We start from the raw sequence: 23,211 nt of genomic DNA, 5'->3' as shown, positions 1-23,211 counted from the left end.
GGCCGTTTCTGGTTTCTCGGCTTACGGGTGGGTGTTCAGCAGGACCGAAATGCCGCCGTGGACGAGAACATTGTCCTCGACGGCCAGGCTCGGCACATTGCCGGTGGCCAGGTCCAGTTTGCCGTCACCGTTGAAATCGGCGGCGGCAATGGAATTGGTGCCGATGATCCAGGACGAGCCGTTGTATCCGTCCGGCCCGGACAGGTTGATCGTGCGCGCACCCGGCTGCGTGTGGTTGGTGAACACACTGATGCCATAGCCCGGAATCGGGAAGTCGTTGTTCACCGCGATATCCGCGATACCGTCGCCGTCGAAGTCGGCGATGGCGACGCCTTCGGTGACCACACCCATCGTGCCCTGTGCGCGCGTCACCTCGCCCACCAGGTCGCCGACAATGTCCTCACCGAATTCGGCGGTCGGCGCACCGGGCGCGGTGCGGTTGAGGCGAACGGTGAAACCACCCGCGGTGCGGGACACGATCATGTCGAGCCGGCCGTCGCCGTCCAGATCCGCCAGCTGGGCGTCGGTACTGGTGACCACCCATTCCTGGGTGACATTGAAGGTCGGGGTGAACGAGCCGGGCGCGGTGGTGTTGACCAGCACCGCCACATTGCTGGTGGTGGTGTTGGCGACGATGACGTCCTCGAGCCCGTCATTGTTGATGTCGCCGACGGCCAGCCCCTCGGCGACACTGCCGCCCAGGAACTGCGTCGGCGGCGTGAAGGTGAGCGGCCCGCCCGGCTGGGACGTATTGAGCAGCACCGAGATTCCGAGTCCGAACGGAATACCGGCATCACCGGTCACCAGATCGAGTTTGCCGTCGGCATTGATGTCGAGGGTTCGCACCAGCGACGGGAACGCGCCGGTGGCCAGATTGATCGGCTCCGCGAAGGCGGCGGCGGTCGATCCCGCCGGCGTCAGATTGCGCAGGATCGAGACGCCATTGGTCCCGGTGTCGAAGAAATTCGAGGTGATGATTTCCGGTGCGCCGTCGCCGTCCAGATCGGCCAGCTCCACCGACAGCGTGCCCACGCCCGCGACGAACTGCTTCGGCGCGGTGAACGACGGTGCGGCGGCGCCGTCCGCGGTGGTGTTCAGCAGCACCGAAACACCCTTCAACCCACCGTAGGTGGTGCCGTTGATGGTGGTCGACCCGGCATTCGCGGTGATGATGTCCGGCCTGCCGTCGCCATTGACATCTCCCGCCCGTGTCACCCAGGGCGCGGTACCGGTATCGAAGTAGTGCGGACCGGAGAACTGTGTACCCGCCCCGCCACCCGACCCGGTCGATGGCGCCGCGACCGCCTGCCCCGCGGCGAACGTCGTGCCCGCGACCAGGGCGGCACAGACCAAGACATGAGACCTCATGATGCGGACATTAGGGCCGGAAAGTCGCGGAGGCATTGGCATGGGCGGCCGTGCACTTGACCGGTGTCGCCAATAGCGCGCGCGGCGACCGGCGTTTCCGCGCGACCGCGGCCTGGCGCGGGAAATCAATCCTCTGGCGATTGCGGCCATGACCGCGATCACATTCCGCTCTTACGGTCTAACTCGAATGCTGCTGTTCGGTCCAAAGGAGGGTCGGGTGCCTCGCCCACGTCGTCTTACACGCGCTTTGTTCACCGTTGGGGCGGCTTTGTCGCTATCGGTGACGGCCTCCGGGTTGACCCCGGCACACGCGGATCCCTATCCGGCTCCGGCCGCACCGGATCCCACCTATGTCTTCGCTCAGGTCGTCGAGCTCTTCAGCGGAACGTTCACCGACCTCCTCACGCCCGGGCAGTTCGAATACCTGGTCAAGGCGGGCATTCTCACCAATGTCGGGCGGCTCGCGGAACCGTTCGTCAATTTGAGCAAGCCGGAAACCTGGCACACCCCGGACGGAGCTGTCGGAGCGCTCGCCGCCGCCCAGCAACTCTGGGATGCCCTCACCCATATCGCGCCGTTCAATCTCGGGTTTCCGCCGCACCCGGGATACACGCCGGACTGGAACAACAACGGTCTGTTCGGCGTCGCCGATATCGACGACGCCATGCACGACGACACCTATGACGATCCGGCCTACGAGACGGCGAAATTCCGGCTGCCGTGCAACAACCCGGACGGCAGCATCTGGTACGAGACCGCCGACGGTTCTTGTGCCCCTGGCGATTCCGGCGTGGCCTTCAAGCTGGGCACGGTCAAGAAGATCCAGATCGTCAATGCGCGCGGTATCACGCTGGCGGGCAAGGTCTTCTTCCCGGCCGATGTCGATCCCGACAATCCCGGTTCCGAGAAGCGTCCGGCGACCATCGGATTCCCGGGAGCCTCGGAATCGCAGAACGATGTGGCCATGTACGCCCAGGGCGCGGCGCGCAACGGGTACATCAGCTTCACCTTCGCCCAGGCCGGCCAGCCCGCCAGTGACGGCAACGCGCTGGACCTGCTGACGCCGTTCCTGCAGGTGGAGAACTGCTTCGCGCCCGGCTCCTGCCTGGACGCGCAGGACGTGACGCGCTGGGTCGCCGGTGACGACATCCTGCCGATCTCCGATCTGAACAATGAGATCGGAAATATCATCCGCCTGCAGAATCCGCGCCTGGTGCGGATCAATCCGGCCTACGAGCCGGCGGGGGAGAACAAGCGCAACCCGTGGCTGGACGCCATCGACACCGAGCACATCAACCTGTGGGGCCAGTCGGTCGGCTCGATCGGCATGTCCTCCTACCTGAACTATCAGGACAAGGGCCGCGGCTACGACGGCCGTCCGCTGCCCCGGGTCTCGGCGGCCTCGCTCATGTCGGGCTTCACCCAGCACGTGGCGTCGGCGGCGGTGCAGTGGCAGACCGCGGACATCGACATTCCGGGCCTGAACCAGTACGGCATCATCTTCCCGAATCCGCTGTTCCAGGCCACCGACGGTCCGATCGGCACCAAGGACCTCTACGACATGGAACGCCGCGACCCGCGCTCCACCAATCCGATGATGTACATCACCTACGAGTCCGGCAGCCACGGTGACTCCATCAACTGGCTCGGTGTGCCGCACAACCCGAAATCGCCTGCGCTGTCGGTGCATTACACGATGAGCTGGTTCAACTGCTACGGCCGCGCCGACGCCGACCAGACCGCCTGCGACAACCTGAGCAAGCCGCGCGACGGGCTGTCCCGCGCTGTCGCAACGGAATACGCGCCGCAGGGGCACTACGGGCCCAGCTACTGCGTGACCATTCCGGACCGCGCCACCATCGAGCAGATCATCCGGCCGCAGATCTTCCTGCAGAACCTGACCTCCAGCCCCGGCTGGTACGACTGCACCCGTCAAGACTGAGGAAAAGCCTTGTCCAACAGCAACACTCGCCTGCGGCGCCTGTGCGCCGCGGGCGCGGCCCTCACCCTGGGCCTGGGCGTCGCCGCGACCGCCGGCGCCGAACCACTGTCCTCCGGCTCCGCGTCGGGGTCGGGCGGGCCCAATCCCATCTTCCATGAATCGGTGCAGTACAACGTGGGTGGCCTCGGCCCCGGTGTGGGCTCGCAGACCATGGCTACCGGCGACTTCAACGGCGACGGGTTCGCCGATGTGGCGGCCACCGGACTCGTCGACGGCGTCGGCGTGCTGTTCGGTGACGGCACCGGGCGGCTGCGGCGAAATCAGTTCGTGAACACCGAGATCGGCGCGAACGCGGTGGCCTCGGCCGACCTGAACGGCGACGGCAGCCCGGACCTCGTGGTGGGCGACTTCCTGAGCCTGGCGGTGCTGATCAATGACGGGCGCGGGGTCTTCCGGGTGGACCGGACCTATTCGACCGACTTCAATCCGAATGTCACCACCCGCACCGGCGGCATCCCCTTCGGTGTGGCGCTGGCCGACTTCGATCAGGACGGCGCGGTGGATCTCGCGGTGAACACCGTGGTGCCGGTGCCCGGCGGCGTGGGCATCATGCGCGGTGACGGGCAGGGGCACTTCGGCGCGGCGCAGTGGTACGGGGTCGGCATCTCCAAGGCCAGCGTGCTCGCCGGGGACCTCGACAACGACGGGTATCCGGATCTGGCGTTCCATGATCTGGCCACCTCCGGCGTCTGGATCATGATCAATGACCGGCGGGGCGGATTCCAGTCTCCGCGTTGGAATCTCGCCACGCTGCCGAGCGAGGACCTCAAGCTCGCCGATGTGGACTCCGACGGCAATCTGGACTTCGTGACGGCCAATATCGCCGGCTTCAGCGCGGGCATCCACTACGGCGACGGGCACGGCAACTTCAGCCCGCCGAATCTGGTCGGCCCCGCCGTCGCCCCGTGCACGGTGGCCATCGGCGATTTCGACGGCGACGGCGTCAACGATATCGCCGCCGGGCAGTACATCCCTTCCACCGCAATGATTTTCACGGGAGACGGGCGGCGCGGCTTCACTTACGCCGAACAGCACACCATCGGCCTGGGCCCGCAGGCGTCGGCGGTCGCCGACCTGGACAACGACGGACACCCGGACCTGCTCACCATGAGCAGCCTGTCCGAGGACGTCGCCGTGCTCATGAACCGTTCCGCGCAGAGAGGCTGAGTAGTGCGCACAACCATTTCCATGGCCGCGCTGGGAGGCGCCGTGGCGCTCGCCGTCGGCGTCACCGCTCCCAGCGCCCAGGCGCTGGAACCCACGCTGTCCTTCGGCACCAGCTTCGGTGGCACCAGCGTCAACCACTTCACCACGGTGCCCAGCGGCGCGCTGTTCGACGGGGACATCATCACGCTGCAGCCCGGCATCAATGCCGGGGTGATCGGGGTGCTCGCCGACGCGACACCGCTGGACAACACCTGTGCCACCGGCAAGTTCGTCTTCCATGCCAAAACCGGTGCGGTGGACGAGGTTCCGGTGGGCACCTCGTGCGGTCTGCCGTTCCCGTACCTGGTGGCCGCCCCGCGTCCGGCGGGTGACTACGCCGAGGTGTGCGGGGTCGTCGACGTCTCCGCACCCGGCACCGACCCGGCGAACGCCCAGCGCACCGAGACCTGTTTCCGGTTCCCGAACGACCAGGGCGATACCGGTGACGGCGCGAAAACCAATGCGCCGCCACTGCTTCCACCGTTCAATTTCAATGTGAACGTGCTCGGATTCGACTTCAAGCACACCAATCAGTTCCCGGCGGGGGTGACCTACGACGGCGCGGTGTGGGCGCTCAACCCCGAATGGCGGGTGTTCACGCTGGGCTGGCTGGCCGACATGGCCCCGTTCATCGACGCCAACTGCGCCGAGGGCTCGGTCGTGTTCGAGACGAAAACCGGTGAGCAGGAGGTGTATCCGCTGGCGAACATGTGCTCCAACGGCTACATCTACGGCTTCCTGAGCGAGCGGCCCGCCAAGGACTATCAGTCGGTGTGCCTGTCCTCGGCCACCGTCGGCGATCGCGGCGAGCGCGCCTGCTTCCGATTCATCAACTGAGATCATGAGCACGCCAACACGTTTCGACTGGGACCTGCGCCGCAGCACGGCCAGCGTCCATGTGCTGACCCAGCTGGCGCAGGAGCGGGGGATGCCGGTCGCGGCCTGCCTGGCCGGCACCGGGGTGAAGCCGTCGGCGGTGATCGATCCCCGGACCGAGATCACCGCCCGCCAGGAACTGGCGGTGGTGCGCAACCTGCTGGCCCGGTTCGGCGACGAACCGGGCCTCGGGGTGGCGGCGGGCGGCCGCATGCACGTATCCCTGTACGGCAACTGGGGTTTGGCGCTGTTGAGCAGCGCCACCCTGCGGGATGCGCTGCGCACGGCCCTGGACTACCTCGAGCTCGCCTTCGCCGTCGGCCCCATGCGCCTGTACGAGGCCGACGGCCAGGCGCGGCTGCGCCTGGACGACACCGACATCCCCGAGGACGTGCGGCCGTTCTTCACCGAGCGGACCATGGCCGCGGTGCAGGTGCTGGGCCGGGAGCTGTTCGGCCTCGGCGTCCCGGCCGACTGGGTGTCCTTCCGGCATCCCACGCCGTCCGATCTCACCCGGCATCGCGAAATCTTCGGTGTGGACCCGCTTTTCGAGGCCCAGGCCACCGAGGCGGCGTTCAACGCCGGCTTCCTGGACCTGCCGCTACCGCAGGCCGACGAATGGGTGCGCGGCACCTACGAGCGGCTGTGCCAGGACATGCTGCTGCGCCGCCGGCTGGCCCGGCGGCCCTCCCGCGGCGACATGACCAATACCGTCCGCGAGGTGCTCATGCGGGATCCCCGGCAGATGTCGGTGCAGGCGACGGTGGCCGCCGAGCTGTACATCAGCTCCCGCACCATGTCCCGGCGGCTCCAGGACGAGGGCACCTGTTTCCGCGCCCTGCTCGAGGAGGTGCGCGAGACGGTGGCGGAACAGCTGCTCCACCACACCGACCTGACCACCGGCCAGATCAGTCATCGGCTCGGCTACGCGGAGCCCGCGGCCTTCATCCGCGCCTTCCGGCGCTGGAAGGGTTGTCCGCCACAGCAATACCGCGTCCTGGTCAACAGCACGCCACCGCCGTCGGCCCGGACCACCCGGGCGACGGTCGCCCCGCCCGCGGCCTGAACGGCAGGCGGGGTGACCCGGCAGTCACCCCCTGCCACGCAGTAGCGGACGCAGCCCGTCGGCTCGGAAGGGACCCGGGTCGGCGGGCACCGCGGGATCGGCATGCCCGGCGAACAGGCGGCGGAAGAACTCGTGCGCCCATTCGGCGGTGATCACGCTCATCATTCCGGTGATGTCGGCGGTCCGGTTGGGCACCTGCCCGGTGCGCACGATCACCATGTCCAGACTCGGAATGATCGCCACGATCTGGTCGAACATGCCGGAGAACAGGTAGGTGTCGGCCGGCGCCGAGGCGATGACCGGGCGATCCAGAATCGAGCGTCCGGGGGCGCGGCAGGTGATGGTGTCGATGGATGCATTGAGCCACACCAGGAATCCGTAGCCGGGATTGGTCGGCGCCGGGGTCCGGGCCTGGCGCACGAAATCGGGGCTCAGCAAATCCTCATCGGCCCATTTCCCGTCCCGCAGCAGCGTGTGCCCGAACCGCGCCAGATCATGTGCGGTCGCGAACACCAGCCCGGCCCAATAGGGGTGGCCCGCACGGTCTTTCACCACCCGCCAGCGGTCCGCCCCGATACCCAGCGGGGTGAACAGCTCGCGCTGCGCGAACGTCACCGAATCGGTCCCGGCGGCCCGCGCCACCACGTGCCCGAGCAGACTCAGCGGCGCCTGCGCATACTCGAAATACGTTCCGGGCGCGTGCTTCGGCTCGGCCGTCAATGCCAGGCGCACCTGGTCGTATGCCGGAATCGCCAGCTCCCGCATGGTCCGGAAGGCCAACCCCGAGCTCTGATTCAGCAGGTTCCGCACGGTGATATCCCGATGCCGCGCATCGGCTTCGGGCACATACCGCCCGATCGGATCATCCAATTCGAGCAGCCCGAGTGTCACCGCGCGCCCGGTCACCATGGCCAGGATGCTCTTGGACGCGCTCCACACCGGCCGCACCGCGTGCGCCCGCACAGCGTCCCGCTCACCCGTCGCCACCAGCTGCCCGTACCGGTAGATCCGGATCGACCGGGTGGACCGCCGCTCGCTGAACGCGACCGCATCCCGCACCGCCACCGGATCCAGCCCGACCGCCTCGGGTGTAGCGCGCGGGAACTCCACCCCGCGCGCGGGACTTTCCGCGAATTCCATGCATCGGACTGTAAATCCCCACCTGCCCCGCCGCCGCCCGTTGGCGGCTGCGGTCAACGAGATGGCGATTGGAGGGTGCGAGGGCCGACGCGGTGGCGGGTATCTGACGTACGGTGAAGTGTGGCAGGCATGCGATCGGATGCGGACGCTCCGGATCCTCGGGCGCGGGCAGCGGATTCGCGCCGGGTCGAGGAGGTGGGGGAGCGAGAGCAGGCGGTGATTCAGCGAGAAGCCGTGGCCGATGCGCAGGAGGTGGCCTTCGAGCAGCGACGGGCCGCGGCGGATGCGCGGGATGAGATGGCTGATTGGCGGGAGGCCGCGGCCGATGCGCGAGATCGGAGCGCGGATCGGCGCGAATTCGTCGCGGACCAGCGCGAGCGGGAGGCGGATCGGCGGGAATCCGACGCCGACCGGCGGGAGCAGAGGCTGAACGCGCGGGAGCAGCGGCTGGATCGGCGGGAGCGAGCCGAGGGGGTCACGGTTCCGGCCACCGAACAGCGGGCGCGGGAGGCGATCGCGCGGGCGCGGGAACTGCTGGCGGCGAGCGCGTCGCGGCTCGATCGCAGTGAGGCGTCGGTGATGCGGACCGAGGAGCGAAACCTACGGCAGCAGAACGAGATCGATCGTGCCGATAAGGCCGCCGACCGGCGGATTCTGCGCACAGCGGAGGAAGGTCCCCGGGAAGCCTTCCCAGGGACCTCGTCGTAGCGCCGCGGCGTCGGCGCGTCAGTAGGTGTAGAAACCCCGGCCGGTCTTGCGGCCCAGGTAGCCGGCGTCGACCATGCGGCGCAGCAGCACCGGCGGCGCGTACTGCGGCTCACCGAACTCGGCGTACAGGGATTCGGCGACCGCGAGGGTGACGTCCAGGCCGACGGTGTCGCACAGGCGCAGCGGGCCCATCGGGTGCGCGCAGCCGCTGACCATGCCTTCGTCGATGTCCTCGGCGCTGGCGAAACCGGTCTCGAACATGCGAATCGCATTGCACAGGTACGGAATCAGCAGCGCGTTCACGATGAACCCGGCCTGATCCTTGGACTCGATGGTGCGCTTGCCCAGCACGTCGCGGGCGTAGGAGGTAACCTTGTCGACAACCGCGCGATCGGTCTTCAGCGTCACCACGATCTCGACCAGCGGCAGCACCGGCACCGGGTTGAAGAAGTGCACGCCCACCACGCGGCCCGGGTTCACGGTGGCATTGGCCAGCCGGATCACCGGAATGGAGGAGGTGTTGGTGGCCAGGATCGTCTCGGGGGAGACGATGGCGTCGAGCTTGGCGAAGAAATCGGCCTTGAGCGACTCGATCTCCGGTGCGGCCTCGATGACCAGCTCACGGTCGGCGAAATCATCGATCGACGTGGTGACGGTGACCCGCGCCTTGGCCGCGTCGGCGTCGGCCTGCTCCAGCCGCCCCGACTTCACCGCGCGGGCGAGGGACTTCTCGATGCGCGCCGCGGCCGCGTCCGCCGACTCCTGATCGCGTTCCAGGACCAGGACCGATCCGCCCGCGCGGGCAGCCACCTCGGCGATACCGGCACCCATGGTGCCGCCGCCGATCACGCCGATGCGTTCCACTTGCAACTCTCCTCGCACTCGAATGTCTCGGCAGACATCTTCCTCGATCCCGCCAACCCACCCTCACCTGGGCGGACATTGTGAGGCCGGCCACGGCGCGGCGCGGCGCGGATTTCGGAGTGCGTCAGCCTTCGACGTTGATCGACAGGCGCGGTTTGGCTTCGTCGTCGGGTCCGGCCACCCGCTCCCAGACGGCGTCGATCATGGGGGCGAGGAGCAGTTCGCCGAATTGGCGGACCAGCACCTCGACGATCTGCGCGGATTCGCGGCGGGTGGTGGAGGCCAGGCCCGCTTCGCGCAGGGAGCCGACCTCGCGGCGGGTGAGCTCGACCAGTGATTCGAGCAGGCGCAGCTGGGTTTCGCCGGGCTCCAGGACCACGCGGCGGACGTAGTTCACCACGGCGGGGTTGTCGTGCAACATCTTTCGCACCGCTTCGTCACGAGCGGCGGCCACCTCGCCGGGAGTGCCGGTGGGGGGAACCGAGGAGACGGCGGCGTCGAAGTAGTCGACGATGAGCTGATCGACGGCCTCGACCAGGCCGGCCTTGGTCTTGAAGTGGTGCTGCACCAGGCCGAGGGTGACGCTCGCCTCGGCGGCGACCGCGCGCAGCGAGACCCGGGATTCGCCGTACTGGGCGAACAGATCCATGGCGGCATTGCGAATGCGCGCCTTGGCGGTCAGGTCGTCGTTGGTGGCGCGTGGATTCAGCATCGGCCCTCGGTTTCGTGCGGATATTCGGGCAATTGTAGGCCGCGTGGTAGCGAGCGGGTCTTATGCACCAGTAGTTGCTACAGTCGACAACCTGGCAATACAACTGTATCGTTCGCTGGGGAATGGAGGTAGCAATGACGCATCCCCTCGCCGGAGTCGAGGTCGTCTCACTCGCCGTGAATCTGCCCGGCCCGCTGGCCGCGGCCCGGCTCGCCGAACTCGGCGCGACCGTCACCAAGGTCGAGCCGCCCAGCGGTGACCCGCTCGCGGCCGCCGCGCCGGAGTGGTACGCGAAGCTGGTCGCGCGGCAGACCGTGGTCACCCTCGACATCAAGCAGGACGGTGATCGGGGCAAGCTCGACGAGCTGCTGGCCACCGCGGATCTGCTCATCACCTCGATGCGGCCGAGCGCGCTCGCCAAACTCGGTCTGGCGCAGCCGCAGCAGCGGTTCCCGGAGCTGTCGCTCATCGAAATCGTCGGGCACGCCGAGGATCCCGAGGTGCCGGGGCATGACCTGAACTATCAGGCCGTACATGCCACGCTGACTCCGCCGCAGATGCCGACCGTGCCCATCGCCGACATGCTCGGCGCGGAGCGGGCCGTGTCCACCGCGCTCGCGGCACTGGTCGCGCGCGCGACAACCGGTGTGGGACAGCCCTATCGGGTCGCGCTGGAGGAAGCCGCCGCGCGGGCCGGGGATGCCGTGCGCTACCGGCTCATGGGACCGGACGCCGTTCTCGGCGGCGCGTTCCCCGGCTACGGCATCTACGAATGCGCCGACGGGCACATCGCACTCGGCGCGGTGGAACCGCACTTCTTCATGGGCGCGCTCGGCGTCTTCGAAGCCGACGGCACCCACGAAGCCTTTCGGAAAGCCTTCGCCGACAAGACCATCGCCGAACTCGAGGCCATCGCGGCCGCACACGACCTCCCGATCAACGGGGTCGTCGCCCCGACCACCGGAAAGTAGAGAACACCGATGTCCGCACTCTTCCCCGACTACCGCCCCACCTGGGAGACCGATCAGCACCGCGAGCTGCGCAAGCACGCCGCCGAGTTCTTCGCCAAGGAGATCCCGCCGAACCGGGAGCGCTGGTCCAAGCAGCACATGGTGGACCGCGAATTCTGGAACAAAGCCGGCGAGGCGGGCCTGCTGGGCCTGGACCTGCCGGAGGAATTCGGCGGTATGGCAGGCGATTTCGGCTACCAGGCGGTGGTGCAGGAGGAGCTGATCTACGCGCACGACAATGCGTTCGGCTTCTCCGTGCACTCGCCGATCGTGGCGCACTACATCTACAAGTACTCCAACGAGGAGCAGCGGGCGAAGTGGCTGCCGGGCATCATCTCCGGTGAGCTGGTGCTGGCCATCGCCATGACCGAGCCGGGCACCGGATCGGACCTGCAGTCGGTGCGCACCACTGCGATCCGCGAGGGCGACCACTACGTCATCAATGGCTCGAAGACCTTCATTTCCAACGGCACTCACTGCGATCTGCTGGTGATCGTCGCCAAGACCGACCCGTCCAAGGGCGCGGCCGGCGTCTCGCTGATCGTGGCCGAGACCAAGGATCTGCCGGGCTTCGAACGCGGCCGGGTGCTGGAGAAGATGGGTCAGCACGGGCAGGACACCCGGGAACTGTTCTTCTCGGATATGCGTGTGCCCGTGGCGAATCTGCTCGGCGAGCAGGAGGGGCTGGGCTTCTACCAGCTCATGGAACAGCTGGCCCGGGAGCGGCTGATCATCGCGTCGCTGTGCTCGGCGCTGGCCGAGGCCGCCGTGCTCGAGGCCATGCGCTACTCCAAGGAGCGGGAGGCATTCGGTCGCCCGATCGGCAAGTTCCAGCACAATGCCTTCACCCTGGCCGAGGCCAAGACCGAGGCGCTGGCCATCAAAACCCTTGTCGACTACGCGATTGCGCAGTACATCGACGGGAAGAACGATCCGGCCACGGCCTCCATGGCCAAGCTGTTCGCGGCCGAGACCGCCGACAAGGTGGTGGACAAGTGCCTGCAGCTGTTCGGCGGCTACGGCTACATGATGGAGTACCCGATCGCGAACATGTACGTGGGCTCGCGCGTGAACCGCATCTACGGCGGCACCAGCGAAATCATGAAGGAAATCATCTCGCGCTCGTTCTAGGCGCACTCCCCAACCCCGCTTCTTCGACCGCTGGAGGGTCGGAATGACCACTGACGCATATATTTTCGAGGCCATCCGCACCCCCCGCGGCAAGGGCAAGAGCAGCGGCTCGCTGCACGGGGTGAAGCCGATCTCGCTGGTCGTCGGGCTCATCGACGAACTGCGCGTGCGGTTTCCGGATCTGGACGAGCACCGCATCTCCGATATCGTGCTCGGCTGCGTAACCCCCGTCGGGGATCAGGGCATGGATATCGCCCGCACCGCAGTGAATCTGGCGGGTCTGCCCGACACCGTCGGGGGCGTGCAGATCAACCGGTTCTGCGGGTCGGGCCTGTCGGCGGTCGGCATGGCGGCCTCGAGTGTGCGCGGTGGCTTCGAGGAGCTGGTGATCGCGGGCGGCGTGGAATCCATGTCGCGTGTCGAAATGGGCAGTGACCGTGGGGCAATGGCCTACGACGCCGCCACCGCCTACGACAACTACTTCATCCCGCAGGGTGTCGCGTGCGACCTGCTCGCCACGATCGAGGGGTACACCCGGGATGATGTGGACGCCTACGCGGTGCGCTCGCAGGAGCGCGCCGCCACGGCGTGGGACAGCGGCTACTTCACCAAATCCGTTGTGCCGGTGAAGGATGTCAACGGCGTCACCATCCTCGATCACGACGAGCACATTCGCCGCAACAGCAGTGTCGCCGATCTGGGCAAGCTGCAGCCGGCCTTCGCCATGGTCGGCGAGTTCGGCGGGTTCGATGCCGTCGCGACCCAGAAGTATCACTTCATCGAGAAGATCGACCACGTGCATACGGGCGGCAACAGCTCGGGCATCGTGGACGGCGCGGCCCTGGTCCTCATCGGTAGCAGGGAGGCCGGTGAGGCCAGTGGCCTCGTGCCCCGGGCGCGCATCGTCTCCTACGCCACCAGTGGCTCCGATCCGGTGCTCATGTTCGAGGGGCCGATCCCGGCCGTGGACAAGGCTCTCGCGCTGGCGGGGCTGACCGTCGATCAGATCGACGTGTTCGAGATGAACGAGGCATTCGCCGCGGTCGCGCTGAAAGTGCAGGCGCACTTCGGGATTCCCGACGAGAAATACAACGTCAATGGCGGTGCGATCGCCATGGGCCACCCGCTGGGCGCGACCGGCTCCATTCTGGTCGGCACCGTGCTCGACGAGCTCGAGCGCACCGGCGGCCGTTACGGCCTGATCACGCTGTGCGTCGCCGGTGGCATGGGCGTCGCCGCCATCATCGAGAGGGTCTGAGAACCGTGTCGGACAAAGCACAGAGCGACAACACCATTCGCTGGGACCGCGACGCGGACGGCATCGTCACCCTCACGCTCGACGATCCGAACCAGCAGGCCAACACCATAACCGAGGCGTTCCAGGCGTCGCTGGGCGCGGCGCTGGACCGCATCGAGGCCGAACGGGACGAGATCACCGGCGTGGTGATCACCTCGGCCAAGAAGACCTTCTTCGCGGGCATGGACCTGAATGTCCTTCTGGAGCACGTGATTCCGCTCGATCCGGCCGAAATACTCGCCATCGCCGGGGAACTCAAGGCGCAGCTCCGTCGCCTGGAGACCATCGGCAAGCCGGTCGTCGCGGCCATCAATGGCGCGGCGCTCGGCGGCGGCCTCGAGCTGGCCCTGGCCACGCATCACCGAATCGCGGCGGACGTGCGCGGCAATCAGATCGGCCTGCCCGAAGTGCTGCTGGGCGTGCTGCCGGGCGCGGGCGGTGTCGCTCGCACCGTGCGCCTGCTCGGTATTCAGGGCGCGCTCATGCAGGTCCTGCTCACCGGTGCGCGGATGAACCCGGCCAAGGCGCTGAAGGTCGGCGTCATCGATGAAATCGTCGGCAGCGTAGAGGAATTGGTGCCCGCCGCGAAGGCGTGGATCAAGGCCAACCCGGACCGGAACGTGCAGCCGTGGGATGCGAAGGGCTACAAGATTCCGGGCGGCTCCCCGTCCACCCCGGCCTTCGCCGCCAACCTGCCCGCCTTCCCGGCGAATCTGCACAAGCAGCTCGAGGGCAATGACCACATGCCCGCGCCGCGCGCCATCATGGCCGCCGCGCTCGAGGGCGCACAGGTCGATTTCGAGACCGCGCAGCTGATCGAATCGCGCTACTTCGTGTCCCTGGTCAAGAGCCAGGTGGCGCGAAACATGATCCAGGCGTTCTTCTTCGACCTCCAGCAGGTCGAAGGCGGCGCGGCCCGGCCGGAGGGCATCGAGAAGAAGCCGATCGGGAAGGTCGGCATTCTCGGCGCGGGCATGATGGGCGCGGGCATCGCCTATGTCACCGCCAAGGCGGGCATAGACGTTGTGCTCAAAGACATTTCGCTGGAGGGCGCACAGCGGGGCAAGGCGTACTCGGAGAACCTCGAGGCCAAGGCCCTGGCCAAGGGCCGCACCACCGAGGAGAAGTCCAAGGCGCTGCTCGACCGCATCCACCCGACCGCGGACGCGGCCGACTTCGCGGGCGTGGACTTCGTCATCGAGGCCGTTTTCGAGAACACCGAGCTGAAGAACACGGTGTTCCAAGAGATTCAGGACATTGTCGAACCCGGCGCGGTGCTCGGCTCCAACACCTCCTCGCTGCCCATCACCGGGCTCGCCGAGGGCGTGAACAAGCCGGAGGACTTCATCGGCATCCACTTCTTCTCCCCGGTGGAAGCCATGCAGCCCATCGAGATCATCAGGGGCGAAAAGACTTCCGACGAAACCCTGGCCCGGGTCATCGACTACGCCCTGGCGATCAAGAAGTACCCGATCGTCGTCAATGACGGTCGCGGCTTCTACACCACCCGGGTGTTCTCCAGCTGGCTGCTGGAGGCCATGAACATGCTCGCCGAGGGCATCGATCCGGCCACCATCGAGCAGGCGGGTTTCCAGGCCGGGTACCCCGCCGCGCCGCTGCAGGTCGCCGACGAGCTCTCCTTCGGCACCATCCGCAAGATCATGGACGAGACCATCGCGGCCGCCGAGGCCGAGGGCGTCGCCCTCGCGGAGTCCATTCCCGTTGCGCGCGACGTGATCCGGACCCTCATGGACCGCTTCGAACGCACCGGCAAGCTCGCCGGCGCGGGCTTCTACGACTACGCCGACGGCAAGCGCACCCGGCTCTGGGACACCCTGCGCACGGAGTACGAAACCACTCGCGAGCTGACGGTCCCGTTCCAGGAGCTCCAGGACCGGCTCCTGTTCATCCAGGTGCTGGAAACCCAGAAGTGCTTCGACGAGGGCGTCATCGCCTCCGACGCGGACGCCAATATCGGCTCCATCTTCGGCATCGGCTTCCCGGCCTGGACCGGCGGCGTCCGGCAGTTCGTCACCGGCTACCCGGGCGGCCACGCGGCCTTCCTGGCCCGCGCCGAAGAACTGGCCGAGCGCTACGGCGCCCGCTTCCGCGCGCCCGCGAGCCTGCGCGGCTGACCGTCAACCGTCCCGGCCGCTACCGCCTCGGCACCGTGGGCACGCCGGTGCCCGGTGCGGAGATCAAGCTCGGCGACGACGGCGAGGTGCTCGCCCGCGGCCCGATGATCATGCGCGGGTATCGCAAGGATCCCGGGAAGACCGCCGAGGCCATCGATTCCGACGGCTGGCTGCACACCGGGGATATCGGCAGCCTCGACGCCGAAGCGGCCGCCGCCTTCGCCGAGCGGCACGGGCTACCGGTATCCATTGCCGAACTGGCTTCGAACCCCATTGTGCGGTCGGCGATCCAGGAGGGCGTCGACGCCGCGAACGCCACGCTGTCCCGGGTCGAGCAGATCAAGAAGTTCACCGTGGTCGGCGAGGTGTGGGAGCCGGGCGGTGACTACCTCACCCCCACAACGAAATTGAAGCGCAAGCCGATCGCCGCCGGATACGCCGACAGCATCGACGAGATGTACCGGTAGCCACCACCCGCTGCGTCGAGGAGATGCGCGGCCGACGAGATACGCAAAGGAGCGTATTGCCCATGATGTGGACTCGCCTGGGAGCGCAGTTCGGCGTCGACGGCCGACCGGCCCGGATCGTCCGGACCTGGTTTCCGCCGATCGCGGGTGACGCGGACGTCTTCGCGCACGGTGCGACCGCGCCCGGACTGCTGCGCAATCCGGCGCTGCCGGTCGATGTCACCACCGTCGAGACGGCAGACGGCGCGCGCATCCATGTCCGCGAGTACGGGCCGCGCAGCGCACCGCGCATCGTGCTGATCCACGGTTACGCGTGCCGGATCGAGTACTGGAATCCGCAGATCAACCAGCTCGCCGATCGCTACCGCGTGATGGTGTACGACCAGCGCGGGTTCGGGCGCAGCACGCACGGGGCGCGCGAGTTCAGCGTGGACGCCCTGGGAGACGATCTCTCGGAGGTGCTGGCCGCATTGGTCCCGGCCGGTGAGCAGGCCGTGATCGCCGGGCACAGCCTGGGCGGCATCGCCATGATGTCCTGGGCGGCACGGCATCCCGAGCAGGTGCAGCGCTACGCCCGCGCCGTGCTGCTCATCGACACCGTGGCGGAACGGTTCTCGGCGAACACCCTGATCCTGCCCTTCCCCGGGCTGGATCGGGCGCGCCGGGAGCGCTTTCTCAACTATCTGCTGGGCCGTATGCCCGTGCCGCACCCCAGGTTCCTGGGCCCGCTGTTCCGTTTCACGGTGCTGGCAGCGTCGACGCCGCGCGCGGAGACCGCTTTCACCGAGGCCCTGATCGCCGCCTGCCCCAATCCCTTCCGCACCCGTGCGCCCGGCGTCCTGGCCGGCCTCGACGTGTCGGCGGGCTTGGCGCACATGAAGGTCCCCACCACCGTCCTCGTGGGCGTCTCCGACCGGCTGACCCCGCCGAGTGCCTCCCGTCGGATCGTGGAACTGTTGCGCGCCAATGGAACCGAGCCGCGCTATGTGGAGTTCCCACGGCTGGGGCACTGCACCACGCTGGAGGATCCGGCCGTCGTCACCCCGGAGATCGAGCACGCGCTCGAGGCGGGCTCGGCAGGGCGCGCCGCAGGCTGATCCGTACTGGGCGTGTCGGTGCGGCGAGGGAGCCGGTCGATCCGAGACTGGCTGCATGAACGATGCGCATCCCTCCGCGAACGAGGTGCTCGATCTGACCACCCGGCTGGCGCAGTTGCTGCTGGCCGGTGGGTTCGAGGGCACGCTCGGGCTGGATCGGTGCCTGTGCGGGGTGGCGGCCGCGTACGGGTACCGGGCCGACGTGTCGGTGATCGCGGAATCGGCGTTCATCGAAATCGACGGGGCAACAAGGGTTGTCACGAATACGCCGGATATTCCGCAGCTCGATCAGGTGAGCGCGTTCAAACCGTGGCTGACCGAGGTGCTGGCGGGGGAGCTGTCGTTCACGCGGGCGCGGCACCGGCTGGAGGACATCGCCGCCATGCCGCAGCCGTACAAACCGTGGGCGCGGGTGGCCGGGGTGGTGCTGTTCTCGGTGGGGTTCGGGATCTCGATTCAGCCGACCTGGCAGGAGATCTGGGTGACCGGGCTGCTGGGCATCCTGGTCGGATTGATCAAGGTCGGGACCGAGCGCAATGATCGCGCTGCCTGGCTCGCCCCGCTGGCATCGTCCACGCTGGTCGCGGTCGTCGTGCTGGCGGCCGCCGAGCGCGGCTGGGTGCACGGCGGCACCGTCGAATTGATGATTCCGGTGCTGTTCGTGTTCATCCCCGGCGACTCGATCACCATGTCGGTCATCGAGATCGCGGTGGGACGGCTCACCGCCGGCGCCGCCCGCCTGGTGCAGGCGATGGCCACGCTGGGCGCGCTGGCGTTCGGGCCGCTGCTGGCCGCCGCCCTGCTGCGGGTGGATCGCGGCGAGATCTACGACAGCGTGGTCGCGCCGACACTGGGGCCGTGGTCCGGCTGGATCGGGTGGTCGATCTTCACCGTCGGCGTCCTGCTGGTCTTCGGTATGAAGCGCTCGGACTTCCCGTGGGTGCTGGGAATGGTGCTGGGGACCTACGCGGTGCAGCTGGTGGCGGTGCGGTTGTTCTCGGATGTGGCGGGCACTTTCGTCGCGGCGGCTCTGATGGCGGCGGCCTGCCTGATGCTCGGGCACCGTCCCAGCCTGCCGCCCGCGTACGTGCTCTACCTGGCCCCGTTCTTCGTGCTCACGCCCGGCGCGCACGGACTGCGCGGGCTGGAGGTGCTCGCCGGCGGCACGGTGCAGGGTGTGGAGGATGTCGGCGGCATGTTCATCCTGATCGTCGCGATCGCCCTCGGCATGCTGACCGCCTTCACCCTGCTGCCCGCCACGATCACCGAACGCTACGGCCGTCCGGATCCGGCGCCGCTGCTGCGGCGGCGGTAGCGCCGCCCGGCCTGCGGGTCGGCGGGCTGCGGTGCGGCGCCTGATTCGCGCGCGCGAACTGGCCGGGGGTCTGGCCCTTCCAGTCCCGGAACGCCGTCGCGAACGCCGACACGCTGGTGTATCCGAGCCGGGTGGCCACCGTGTCGACGGTGAAGCCCGCGGCCAGCAGTTCCTCGGCCAGGATTCCCGTTGTCTCACAGGCCAGTTCGCGGAAGGTGGTGCCCTCCTCCTGCAGGCGGCGGCGCAGTGTGCGCACGCTCATGTGCAGGTCGGCGGCGATGGCCGGTTGATCGGCCGAACCGCCGTGCCGCAGCAGCAGGGTGCGGACCTGGCCGGACAGGCCGGCGCGGGCGCGGCGGCGTTCGACGATGTCCGCGCACAGTTGCTCGTACTGCTTGCGCAGGATCGAGTTCGCCTGCGGCATGGGGCGTTCCAGTTCGGCGGCATCCAGCACGAGGGTGTTGGCGGGCCTGCCGTACTCGATATGTGAGACGCCGAGCAGCACGCCGACGGCCTCGTAGACCGGCGCGTAGGGCAGTGTCAGCTCCAGACGCCGCACCGGCACATCCCAATTCAGCAGATCCCGCTGAATGGTGCGCAGTGCCGCCAGATCCCGTTCGAGAGCGAAGCGGCGCAGGGGTGCGGGCACCGCCTCGGTGTCGAGGGTCACCAGGACCCGGTGGTCGGCGTCGGTGAGGGTGAATCGGTTGTAGGCGTAGGACAGATCGACATAGCGGGCCCACAGTTCGCTCATCTCACGGACCGTCGAGCAGCTGCTCATGGCGATGCCGAGGGTGCCGAGCATGGGCAGTCGCACCGAAAAACCCGCCAGCAAACCCAAACCCGGTTCGTCCCCGACCGCGGCGAGAATATTGCCGATGATCCGGAACTCCTGCGCGAGATCGATCTCCTTCTCCGGATCCTCGATATCCGCCTCGCTGAGCCCGGTTCCCGCGAGGGTCGCGCGTCTGGTCACAGCCCGGCTACCGGCGAACTCCACGAGCGATGCGGCGCTGTGAATCGAACGCACACACCATGAATCGGCGGACATGCTGCATATGATCGCGCATCGGATTCGGTCCCGGTGGGCAAGTTGGCAACTTAATAGCTAACACGCGAGTCGCGCCGGTGTGTCGGCTCGCGCGGCGGCGGATGGCCCCGTGGCCGAAATCCGCAGAAACATGGCCCCGGACTGCGCCGGACGCGCCCCGCGCAGGCCCTAGGCTGCAACTCACCATGACCACGGCAACCACCGCGCCCGGCGGCGCTCTGCGGTTGTGGGCCGAGATCTCGGCCCGCTACGGCAGTCTCGACGCCTTTCTCGAGCAGCTGCACCGGGAAATCGACGCCCCCACCCAGGAACTGCCCCGCCTCGAGTCCGGGACCTGCGCGCACACCTGATTTCACGCGCAGGCCATCGCATGATCGGGGGCTGTTTCCGTCGACCGAGCCGATGATCAGCGCCGGATCCGGCCGGCCCAGCGCCGCAGACCCCGGCCCGCCTGCCGCGAAAAGGCCACGGACCAAAGTGTTTCCGTGCCTTCGGGGGCGGGTAGCCCGGCGAATCGATCCGACAGCCAGTCCAGTGCGACCGGGGCGCTGAAGACCGCCAGCGACAGATGCTCGCTGAGGCGGTCGCGCAGGTACCGCACCCGCGCCCCGTCCGCGAGATAGCGGTCCACCTGGCCGTCCACACCCTCGACCGGGATGATCTGATCGCGCACGCTCTGCATGATCAGCAGCGGCATGGCGGGGGCGCGGGTACCGGGCCGGATGTCATCGAAGACCGCACGGACATCCGGCATCGCGATGAGCTCCGCGAGGCTGCTGCCCCGACAGTGGCGATCCAGATTCCTGCCCCGTGCGCGGGCGACGAACGGAATGGTCGAGCTCGCTTCGGCTTTGGCGAGGAATGCCAGGCCCTCGGCGTCGACATTGGCCCGGACGATCGCGTCGACCTCCGGATACGCGCGCCGCAGGCCGGACAGCGCGAGCGCGGTGAGGCCGCTGAAGAAGGAACCGTTCACCCGGGCGAACACCAGTTCCGGATCGCCGACCGGCGAGCCCGCCACCGCGCCCACGAGGGGCAGCTCCGGAGCGTACTCGTGCGCGAGTTCCGCGGCCCAGGAGGTGGCGACCCCGCCGCCGGAGTAACCCCACAGGCCGATCTGCTCGACCTGCCCCACAGGCTCGAAACTCCGCGCGGCGCGCAACGCGTCCAGAATGCGGTACGCGGGCTCGCGCGCCGCCACGAAGCGGCCGTCCAGGCCGACGTGATCGGGCACCGACACCGCCCAGCCGTGCGCGAGCGCGCCCATGATCAGCAGCATTTCGCACGAGGGCACCGAGCCGCCCGCCCGCGCGCCGTGCCGCAGCGCATAGGACGGAAGGCATTTCGCGCTCACCGCGTCGATCGCGCACTGGAACGACAGCAGCGGCCGCGACTGTGCGGGGGTGGCCCCGCGCGGCAGCAGCACCGTGGTCACCGACGCCTCGGCCGCACCGTGCAGATCCACGGTGCGGTAGAGCAACTGCCACGCCTGGGCCCGCAGCCGGAGCCGGCCGAACAGCGCCGCCTCGACCTTGCGGAACCGGATGATCGCCCCGGCTGGGAAGCGCACGATATCGGCGGGCGCGCGATAGAACGGGTCGGCTTCGGGTCGCAGCGGAACCGGGGTGCTCACGAATTCCCGCGCTTCGCGAAACGGTCCGAATTCGTAGACGTCGGCGTTGACGCTCATTGTCTTCCTTTCGCGTTGTGCGCGCGGCGCGCGCCCGGTCATGCGCCGAACAGCAGCAGATGGGCCGCGCCGACGGCCAGCCCCAGCACCGCCCCGTGCAGGTAGATGAGCCAGGCATCCTGTTCGATCGATGCGTAGAACATCTCCATGAATTCGCCGGGGCTCAGCGAGCGCAGTTTGCGGCCCGCGAATTCGCCGATCTTCTTGGCCTGCGCCTTCGCGAACTCCTCGTCCTCGACCAGGCTCGGGGTGAGGCTCACCGCGGCGGTGACCGCGCCCGATTTCAGATTGTCGAAACGCTCGCGGCCGAAGGCGGCGCGCACGATACCGGTGGCCGGGCCGAGCTGGCGGTGGATCTCGTCGGAGATAATGCGCTCGAGCAGCGCGCGGGTCCGGTCGCCGTGCGGTCCCTCCAGGATCTCGTGGGCCAGGTTCGGCAGCGTCAGCACCTCGTAGGCGAGCACGTTCGCGAAGTCGGTGGCGGCCTCCGCCTGCCGCCGCGCCAGCAGCGCCTGCCCCCACAGGTAGCGGTAACGCGGTTGCGGCTCACCGGGTTCGAAGACCATCTTCACGGCGATCACGTTCACGACCACGCCGATCAGCGCCGCCGCCAGCAGGATGACCAGCCAGGCGGGCACGGCTCCGAGGAGCGGAATGCTGTGGTGCACATGCATATACAGCGCCAGCAGCAGTCCGAACGGCGCGCCGAGCAGGCCGACCCGGGTCATGAACCGCAACTCCGGCGCCGCCACGTCCTCGATGACCCGCCGCAGAATGCTCGGATCACTGTCGAGATAGCGGATGACGAAACCTTTGACGTCGATGAGCTGGTCGACGGCGTCGCCCAGGGTGTCGAAGGCGCGCCGGGTGGCGGCCGGAAGCCCCTGCGCCACATTGTCATAGACGAGCTGACGCATCGGCCGCGGCAGATTGCGCCACAGGTCCGGATGCTCGGCCAGCATGACCTCGTCGACCATCGGCTCGATCCGGTCGCGGGCGAGTTCAGTGAGGTAGTCGGCGACGCCGTCCAGGTCCAGTTCGTGAATGAAATCGCGTGGGCTGCCGATTCGCATGATCGTCATATCCACGCACAGGCTGGCCATCTTCTCCGCGCGCGCCGGAATGAAACCCTGGAAGCCGAGCCGCTTCCCGTCGCCGGAATAGATGGGCAGAATCTGCACGCGGCGCGGCAGATACGGGTACAGGATGCTCAGCCCGGGAATGCGATAACCGCGAAAGTGCACCGGCGCGAACAACATCAGTACGCCGGTCCAGTTGGTGAGCAGTCCGGCGATGGCGCTGAAGATCGGGAAGCTGATCAGCTCGACCACGAATTTCGACTGGCCGGTCAGCTCCTCCCAGTCGACGACCCCGGCGGCGGTGTTCATTTGACCGGCAGCGCGAAGCCGCCGACATCGGTGATCTTCCAGTCCGAATTCCGGTCCACGGTCACGGTGTAGGTGACGGTGGTCTGGCCGCCGGTGCTGGTCTGCGCGTTCGTCGAGGACACGTTCACGAAGACATTGACGGTGTAGACGCCGCCGGACTCCTGGGTCACGGTGGCGGCGATGGGGGCAGCGGTAGAGGTCCACTGCAAGGGCAGCAGCAGTTCCTGCAATTTCGGTGCGGTGGCCTCGAATTTGGCGGCCAGCTGGGTGGACGTGCCCGCCTTGAGGCGCGCCAGCCAGGCATCGGCATCGCGGTAGTCGATATTCGACGCGCCCACGGCGTAGTCGCTGGCGACCTGTTCGGCGTGCTGCTCGTCGGCGGCCCGCGCCTGGTAGTCGCGAAGATCGCCACGCGCCGACAGCCACGCGGTGAGGGCGGCACCGGCCACAACCACCAGCACCACGACGGCGGCCACGGCGGCGATGGTCGATACCCGGATCGAGACGGTCGCCGACTTCAGCTGTGCCGCTCTGTCTTTCACCTCGGCGCTGTCTTTCACGTCGGCGCTGTCTTTCACCTCGGCACTGTCTTTCACTTCGGCGCTGTCCTTCGACGGCGCTCCGGCGCCTTCCGGAGTCGCCTCCGTGACTTTCTCGAGCAGGTCGGAACTTGGCATGAGAGCACTCC

The 23,211-nt window shown here is 67.9% G+C and carries 20 protein-coding genes and 1 pseudogene; 13 read left to right on the top strand and 8 right to left on the bottom strand.

Annotation, left to right across the window (positions count from 1 at the left end; all coding sequences use genetic code 11):
* Positions 1-21: 21 nt before the first annotated feature.
* Positions 22-1,368, bottom strand: coding sequence for an FG-GAP repeat domain-containing protein (locus tag H0264_RS36075; RefSeq protein ID WP_181581673.1), 1,347 nt, complete (start codon positions 1,366-1,368; stop codon positions 22-24).
* A gap of 268 nt (positions 1,369-1,636) precedes the next feature.
* On the opposite strand from H0264_RS36075, the gene H0264_RS36070 reads away from it, so the two are divergent.
* From H0264_RS36070 to H0264_RS36055, 4 genes are read left to right on the top strand one after another with little or no spacing between them, the layout of a single operon-like run.
* Complete coding sequence (locus H0264_RS36070; RefSeq protein WP_181581672.1) at positions 1,637-3,310, top strand: alpha/beta hydrolase family protein; 1,674 nt, start codon at positions 1,637-1,639, stop codon at positions 3,308-3,310.
* Between the two features lie 9 nt (positions 3,311-3,319).
* Positions 3,320-4,537, top strand: a complete 1,218-nt coding sequence (locus H0264_RS36065; RefSeq protein ID WP_181581671.1) for an FG-GAP repeat domain-containing protein — start codon at positions 3,320-3,322, stop codon at positions 4,535-4,537.
* Positions 4,538-4,540: 3 nt separating this feature from the next.
* Positions 4,541-5,413 (top strand): hypothetical protein, encoded by an 873-nt coding sequence (locus tag H0264_RS36060; protein ID WP_181581670.1) that lies wholly within the window; start codon positions 4,541-4,543, stop codon positions 5,411-5,413.
* A gap of 4 nt (positions 5,414-5,417) precedes the next feature.
* Positions 5,418-6,518 carry an AraC family transcriptional regulator gene (locus tag H0264_RS36055; protein WP_181581669.1) on the top strand — a complete coding sequence of 367 codons (1,101 nt, stop codon included), beginning with the start codon at positions 5,418-5,420 and terminating at the stop codon, positions 6,516-6,518.
* Positions 6,519-6,542: 24 nt separating this feature from the next.
* Here the strand turns inward: H0264_RS36055 and H0264_RS36050 are convergent, their stop codons facing one another.
* Positions 6,543-7,658: a serine hydrolase domain-containing protein gene (locus H0264_RS36050; protein ID WP_181581668.1), complete on the bottom strand. Its 1,116-nt coding sequence runs from the start codon at positions 7,656-7,658 to the stop codon at positions 6,543-6,545.
* Positions 7,659-7,787: 129 nt separating this feature from the next.
* Between H0264_RS36050 and H0264_RS36045 the strand changes: the two genes are divergently transcribed.
* Positions 7,788-8,366, top strand: coding sequence for a hypothetical protein (locus tag H0264_RS36045; RefSeq protein WP_181581667.1), 579 nt, complete (start codon positions 7,788-7,790; stop codon positions 8,364-8,366).
* Between the two features lie 18 nt (positions 8,367-8,384).
* Here the strand turns inward: H0264_RS36045 and H0264_RS36040 are convergent, their stop codons facing one another.
* Together H0264_RS36040 and H0264_RS36035 are read right to left on the bottom strand one after the other, a co-directional pair.
* Positions 8,385-9,230, bottom strand: a complete 846-nt coding sequence (locus H0264_RS36040; RefSeq protein ID WP_181581666.1) for a 3-hydroxybutyryl-CoA dehydrogenase — start codon at positions 9,228-9,230, stop codon at positions 8,385-8,387.
* Positions 9,231-9,354: 124 nt separating this feature from the next.
* A complete protein-coding gene (locus tag H0264_RS36035; RefSeq protein ID WP_181581665.1) occupies positions 9,355-9,942 on the bottom strand; it encodes a TetR/AcrR family transcriptional regulator in 588 nt (195 codons plus the stop codon).
* A 134-nt stretch (positions 9,943-10,076) separates the two neighbouring features.
* Here H0264_RS36035 and H0264_RS36030 point away from each other — a divergent pair, with 134 nt between their 5' ends.
* The 7 genes and pseudogenes from H0264_RS36030 to H0264_RS36000 all read left to right on the top strand — a co-directional run bounded on the left by H0264_RS36030 (position 10,077) and on the right by H0264_RS36000 (position 18,394).
* Positions 10,077-10,913 carry a CoA transferase gene (locus H0264_RS36030; RefSeq protein ID WP_181581664.1) on the top strand — a complete coding sequence of 279 codons (837 nt, stop codon included), beginning with the start codon at positions 10,077-10,079 and terminating at the stop codon, positions 10,911-10,913.
* A 9-nt stretch (positions 10,914-10,922) separates the two neighbouring features.
* Positions 10,923-12,083 (top strand): acyl-CoA dehydrogenase family protein, encoded by a 1,161-nt coding sequence (locus H0264_RS36025; protein WP_181581663.1) that lies wholly within the window; start codon positions 10,923-10,925, stop codon positions 12,081-12,083.
* Positions 12,084-12,126: 43 nt separating this feature from the next.
* On the top strand, positions 12,127-13,341 hold the full coding sequence (locus H0264_RS36020) for an acetyl-CoA C-acetyltransferase (RefSeq protein WP_181581662.1): 1,215 nt from the start codon (positions 12,127-12,129) through the stop codon (positions 13,339-13,341).
* Between the two features lie 5 nt (positions 13,342-13,346).
* Positions 13,347-15,515: a 3-hydroxyacyl-CoA dehydrogenase NAD-binding domain-containing protein gene (locus tag H0264_RS36015; RefSeq protein ID WP_181581661.1), complete on the top strand. Its 2,169-nt coding sequence runs from the start codon at positions 13,347-13,349 to the stop codon at positions 15,513-15,515.
* Positions 15,515-15,982: pseudogene (locus H0264_RS36010) on the top strand (long-chain fatty acid--CoA ligase); the annotation flags it as partial. The gene H0264_RS36015 and the pseudogene H0264_RS36010, both read left to right, overlap by 1 nt.
* A gap of 62 nt (positions 15,983-16,044) precedes the next feature.
* The gene (locus tag H0264_RS36005; RefSeq protein WP_181581660.1) at positions 16,045-17,079 is read left to right on the top strand and encodes an alpha/beta fold hydrolase; all 1,035 of its coding nucleotides are present in this window, start codon (positions 16,045-16,047) and stop codon (positions 17,077-17,079) included.
* 55 nt (positions 17,080-17,134) lie between these two features.
* Positions 17,135-18,394, top strand: a complete 1,260-nt coding sequence (locus tag H0264_RS36000) for a threonine/serine exporter family protein (protein ID WP_181581659.1) — start codon at positions 17,135-17,137, stop codon at positions 18,392-18,394.
* Here the strand turns inward: H0264_RS36000 and H0264_RS35995 are convergent.
* On the bottom strand, positions 18,342-19,370 hold the full coding sequence (locus H0264_RS35995) for an AraC family transcriptional regulator (protein WP_181581658.1): 1,029 nt from the start codon (positions 19,368-19,370) through the stop codon (positions 18,342-18,344). The two genes, H0264_RS36000 and H0264_RS35995, sit on opposite strands and share 53 nt — an antisense overlap.
* 260 nt (positions 19,371-19,630) lie before the next feature.
* Between H0264_RS35995 and H0264_RS35990 the strand changes: the two genes are divergently transcribed.
* Positions 19,631-19,795, top strand: a complete 165-nt coding sequence (locus tag H0264_RS35990) for a hypothetical protein (protein WP_181581657.1) — start codon at positions 19,631-19,633, stop codon at positions 19,793-19,795.
* Between the two features lie 56 nt (positions 19,796-19,851).
* Here the strand turns inward: H0264_RS35990 and H0264_RS35985 are convergent, their stop codons facing one another.
* The 3 genes from H0264_RS35985 to H0264_RS35975 are packed head-to-tail and all read right to left on the bottom strand — an operon-like array spanning position 19,852 to position 23,200.
* On the bottom strand, positions 19,852-21,135 hold the full coding sequence (locus tag H0264_RS35985) for a lipase family protein (RefSeq protein WP_181581656.1): 1,284 nt from the start codon (positions 21,133-21,135) through the stop codon (positions 19,852-19,854).
* 38 nt (positions 21,136-21,173) lie between these two features.
* Positions 21,174-22,523 carry a DUF445 domain-containing protein gene (locus tag H0264_RS35980; RefSeq protein ID WP_181581655.1) on the bottom strand — a complete coding sequence of 450 codons (1,350 nt, stop codon included), beginning with the start codon at positions 22,521-22,523 and terminating at the stop codon, positions 21,174-21,176.
* A complete protein-coding gene (locus H0264_RS35975; RefSeq protein WP_231084335.1) occupies positions 22,520-23,200 on the bottom strand; it encodes a hypothetical protein in 681 nt (226 codons plus the stop codon). The genes H0264_RS35980 and H0264_RS35975 overlap by 4 nt, the downstream gene beginning before the upstream one ends.
* Positions 23,201-23,211 lie beyond the last annotated feature (11 nt).

This window comes from Nocardia huaxiensis (assembly GCF_013744875.1).
In the GTDB taxonomy this organism is placed as follows: domain Bacteria; phylum Actinomycetota; class Actinomycetes; order Mycobacteriales; family Mycobacteriaceae; genus Nocardia; species Nocardia huaxiensis.
This window is presented reverse-complemented; position numbering and strand designations above follow the sequence as displayed.

Bases quoted from the DNA above. Each gene is read 5' to 3' on its own strand.
- H0264_RS36005 (WP_181581660.1), top strand. From the start codon at position 16,045: ATGATGTGGACTCGCCTGGGAGCGCAGTTCGGCGTCGACGGCCGACCG.
- H0264_RS36020 (WP_181581662.1), top strand. From the start codon at position 12,127: ATGACCACTGACGCATATATTTTCGAGGCCATCCGCACCCCCCGCGGC.
- H0264_RS36030 (WP_181581664.1), top strand. From the start codon at position 10,077: ATGACGCATCCCCTCGCCGGAGTCGAGGTCGTCTCACTCGCCGTGAAT.
- H0264_RS36045 (WP_181581667.1), top strand. From the start codon at position 7,788: ATGCGATCGGATGCGGACGCTCCGGATCCTCGGGCGCGGGCAGCGGAT.
- H0264_RS36075 (WP_181581673.1), bottom strand. From the start codon at position 1,368: ATGAGGTCTCATGTCTTGGTCTGTGCCGCCCTGGTCGCGGGCACGACG.
- H0264_RS35980 (WP_181581655.1), bottom strand. From the start codon at position 22,523: ATGAACACCGCCGCCGGGGTCGTCGACTGGGAGGAGCTGACCGGCCAG.
- H0264_RS36000 (WP_181581659.1), top strand. From the start codon at position 17,135: ATGAACGATGCGCATCCCTCCGCGAACGAGGTGCTCGATCTGACCACC.
- H0264_RS36025 (WP_181581663.1), top strand. From the start codon at position 10,923: ATGTCCGCACTCTTCCCCGACTACCGCCCCACCTGGGAGACCGATCAG.
- H0264_RS35985 (WP_181581656.1), bottom strand. From the start codon at position 21,135: ATGAGCGTCAACGCCGACGTCTACGAATTCGGACCGTTTCGCGAAGCG.
- H0264_RS36050 (WP_181581668.1), bottom strand. From the start codon at position 7,658: ATGGAATTCGCGGAAAGTCCCGCGCGCGGGGTGGAGTTCCCGCGCGCT.
- H0264_RS36055 (WP_181581669.1), top strand. From the start codon at position 5,418: ATGAGCACGCCAACACGTTTCGACTGGGACCTGCGCCGCAGCACGGCC.
- H0264_RS35975 (WP_231084335.1), bottom strand. From the start codon at position 23,200: ATGCCAAGTTCCGACCTGCTCGAGAAAGTCACGGAGGCGACTCCGGAA.
- H0264_RS36035 (WP_181581665.1), bottom strand. From the start codon at position 9,942: ATGCTGAATCCACGCGCCACCAACGACGACCTGACCGCCAAGGCGCGC.
- H0264_RS35990 (WP_181581657.1), top strand. From the start codon at position 19,631: ATGACCACGGCAACCACCGCGCCCGGCGGCGCTCTGCGGTTGTGGGCC.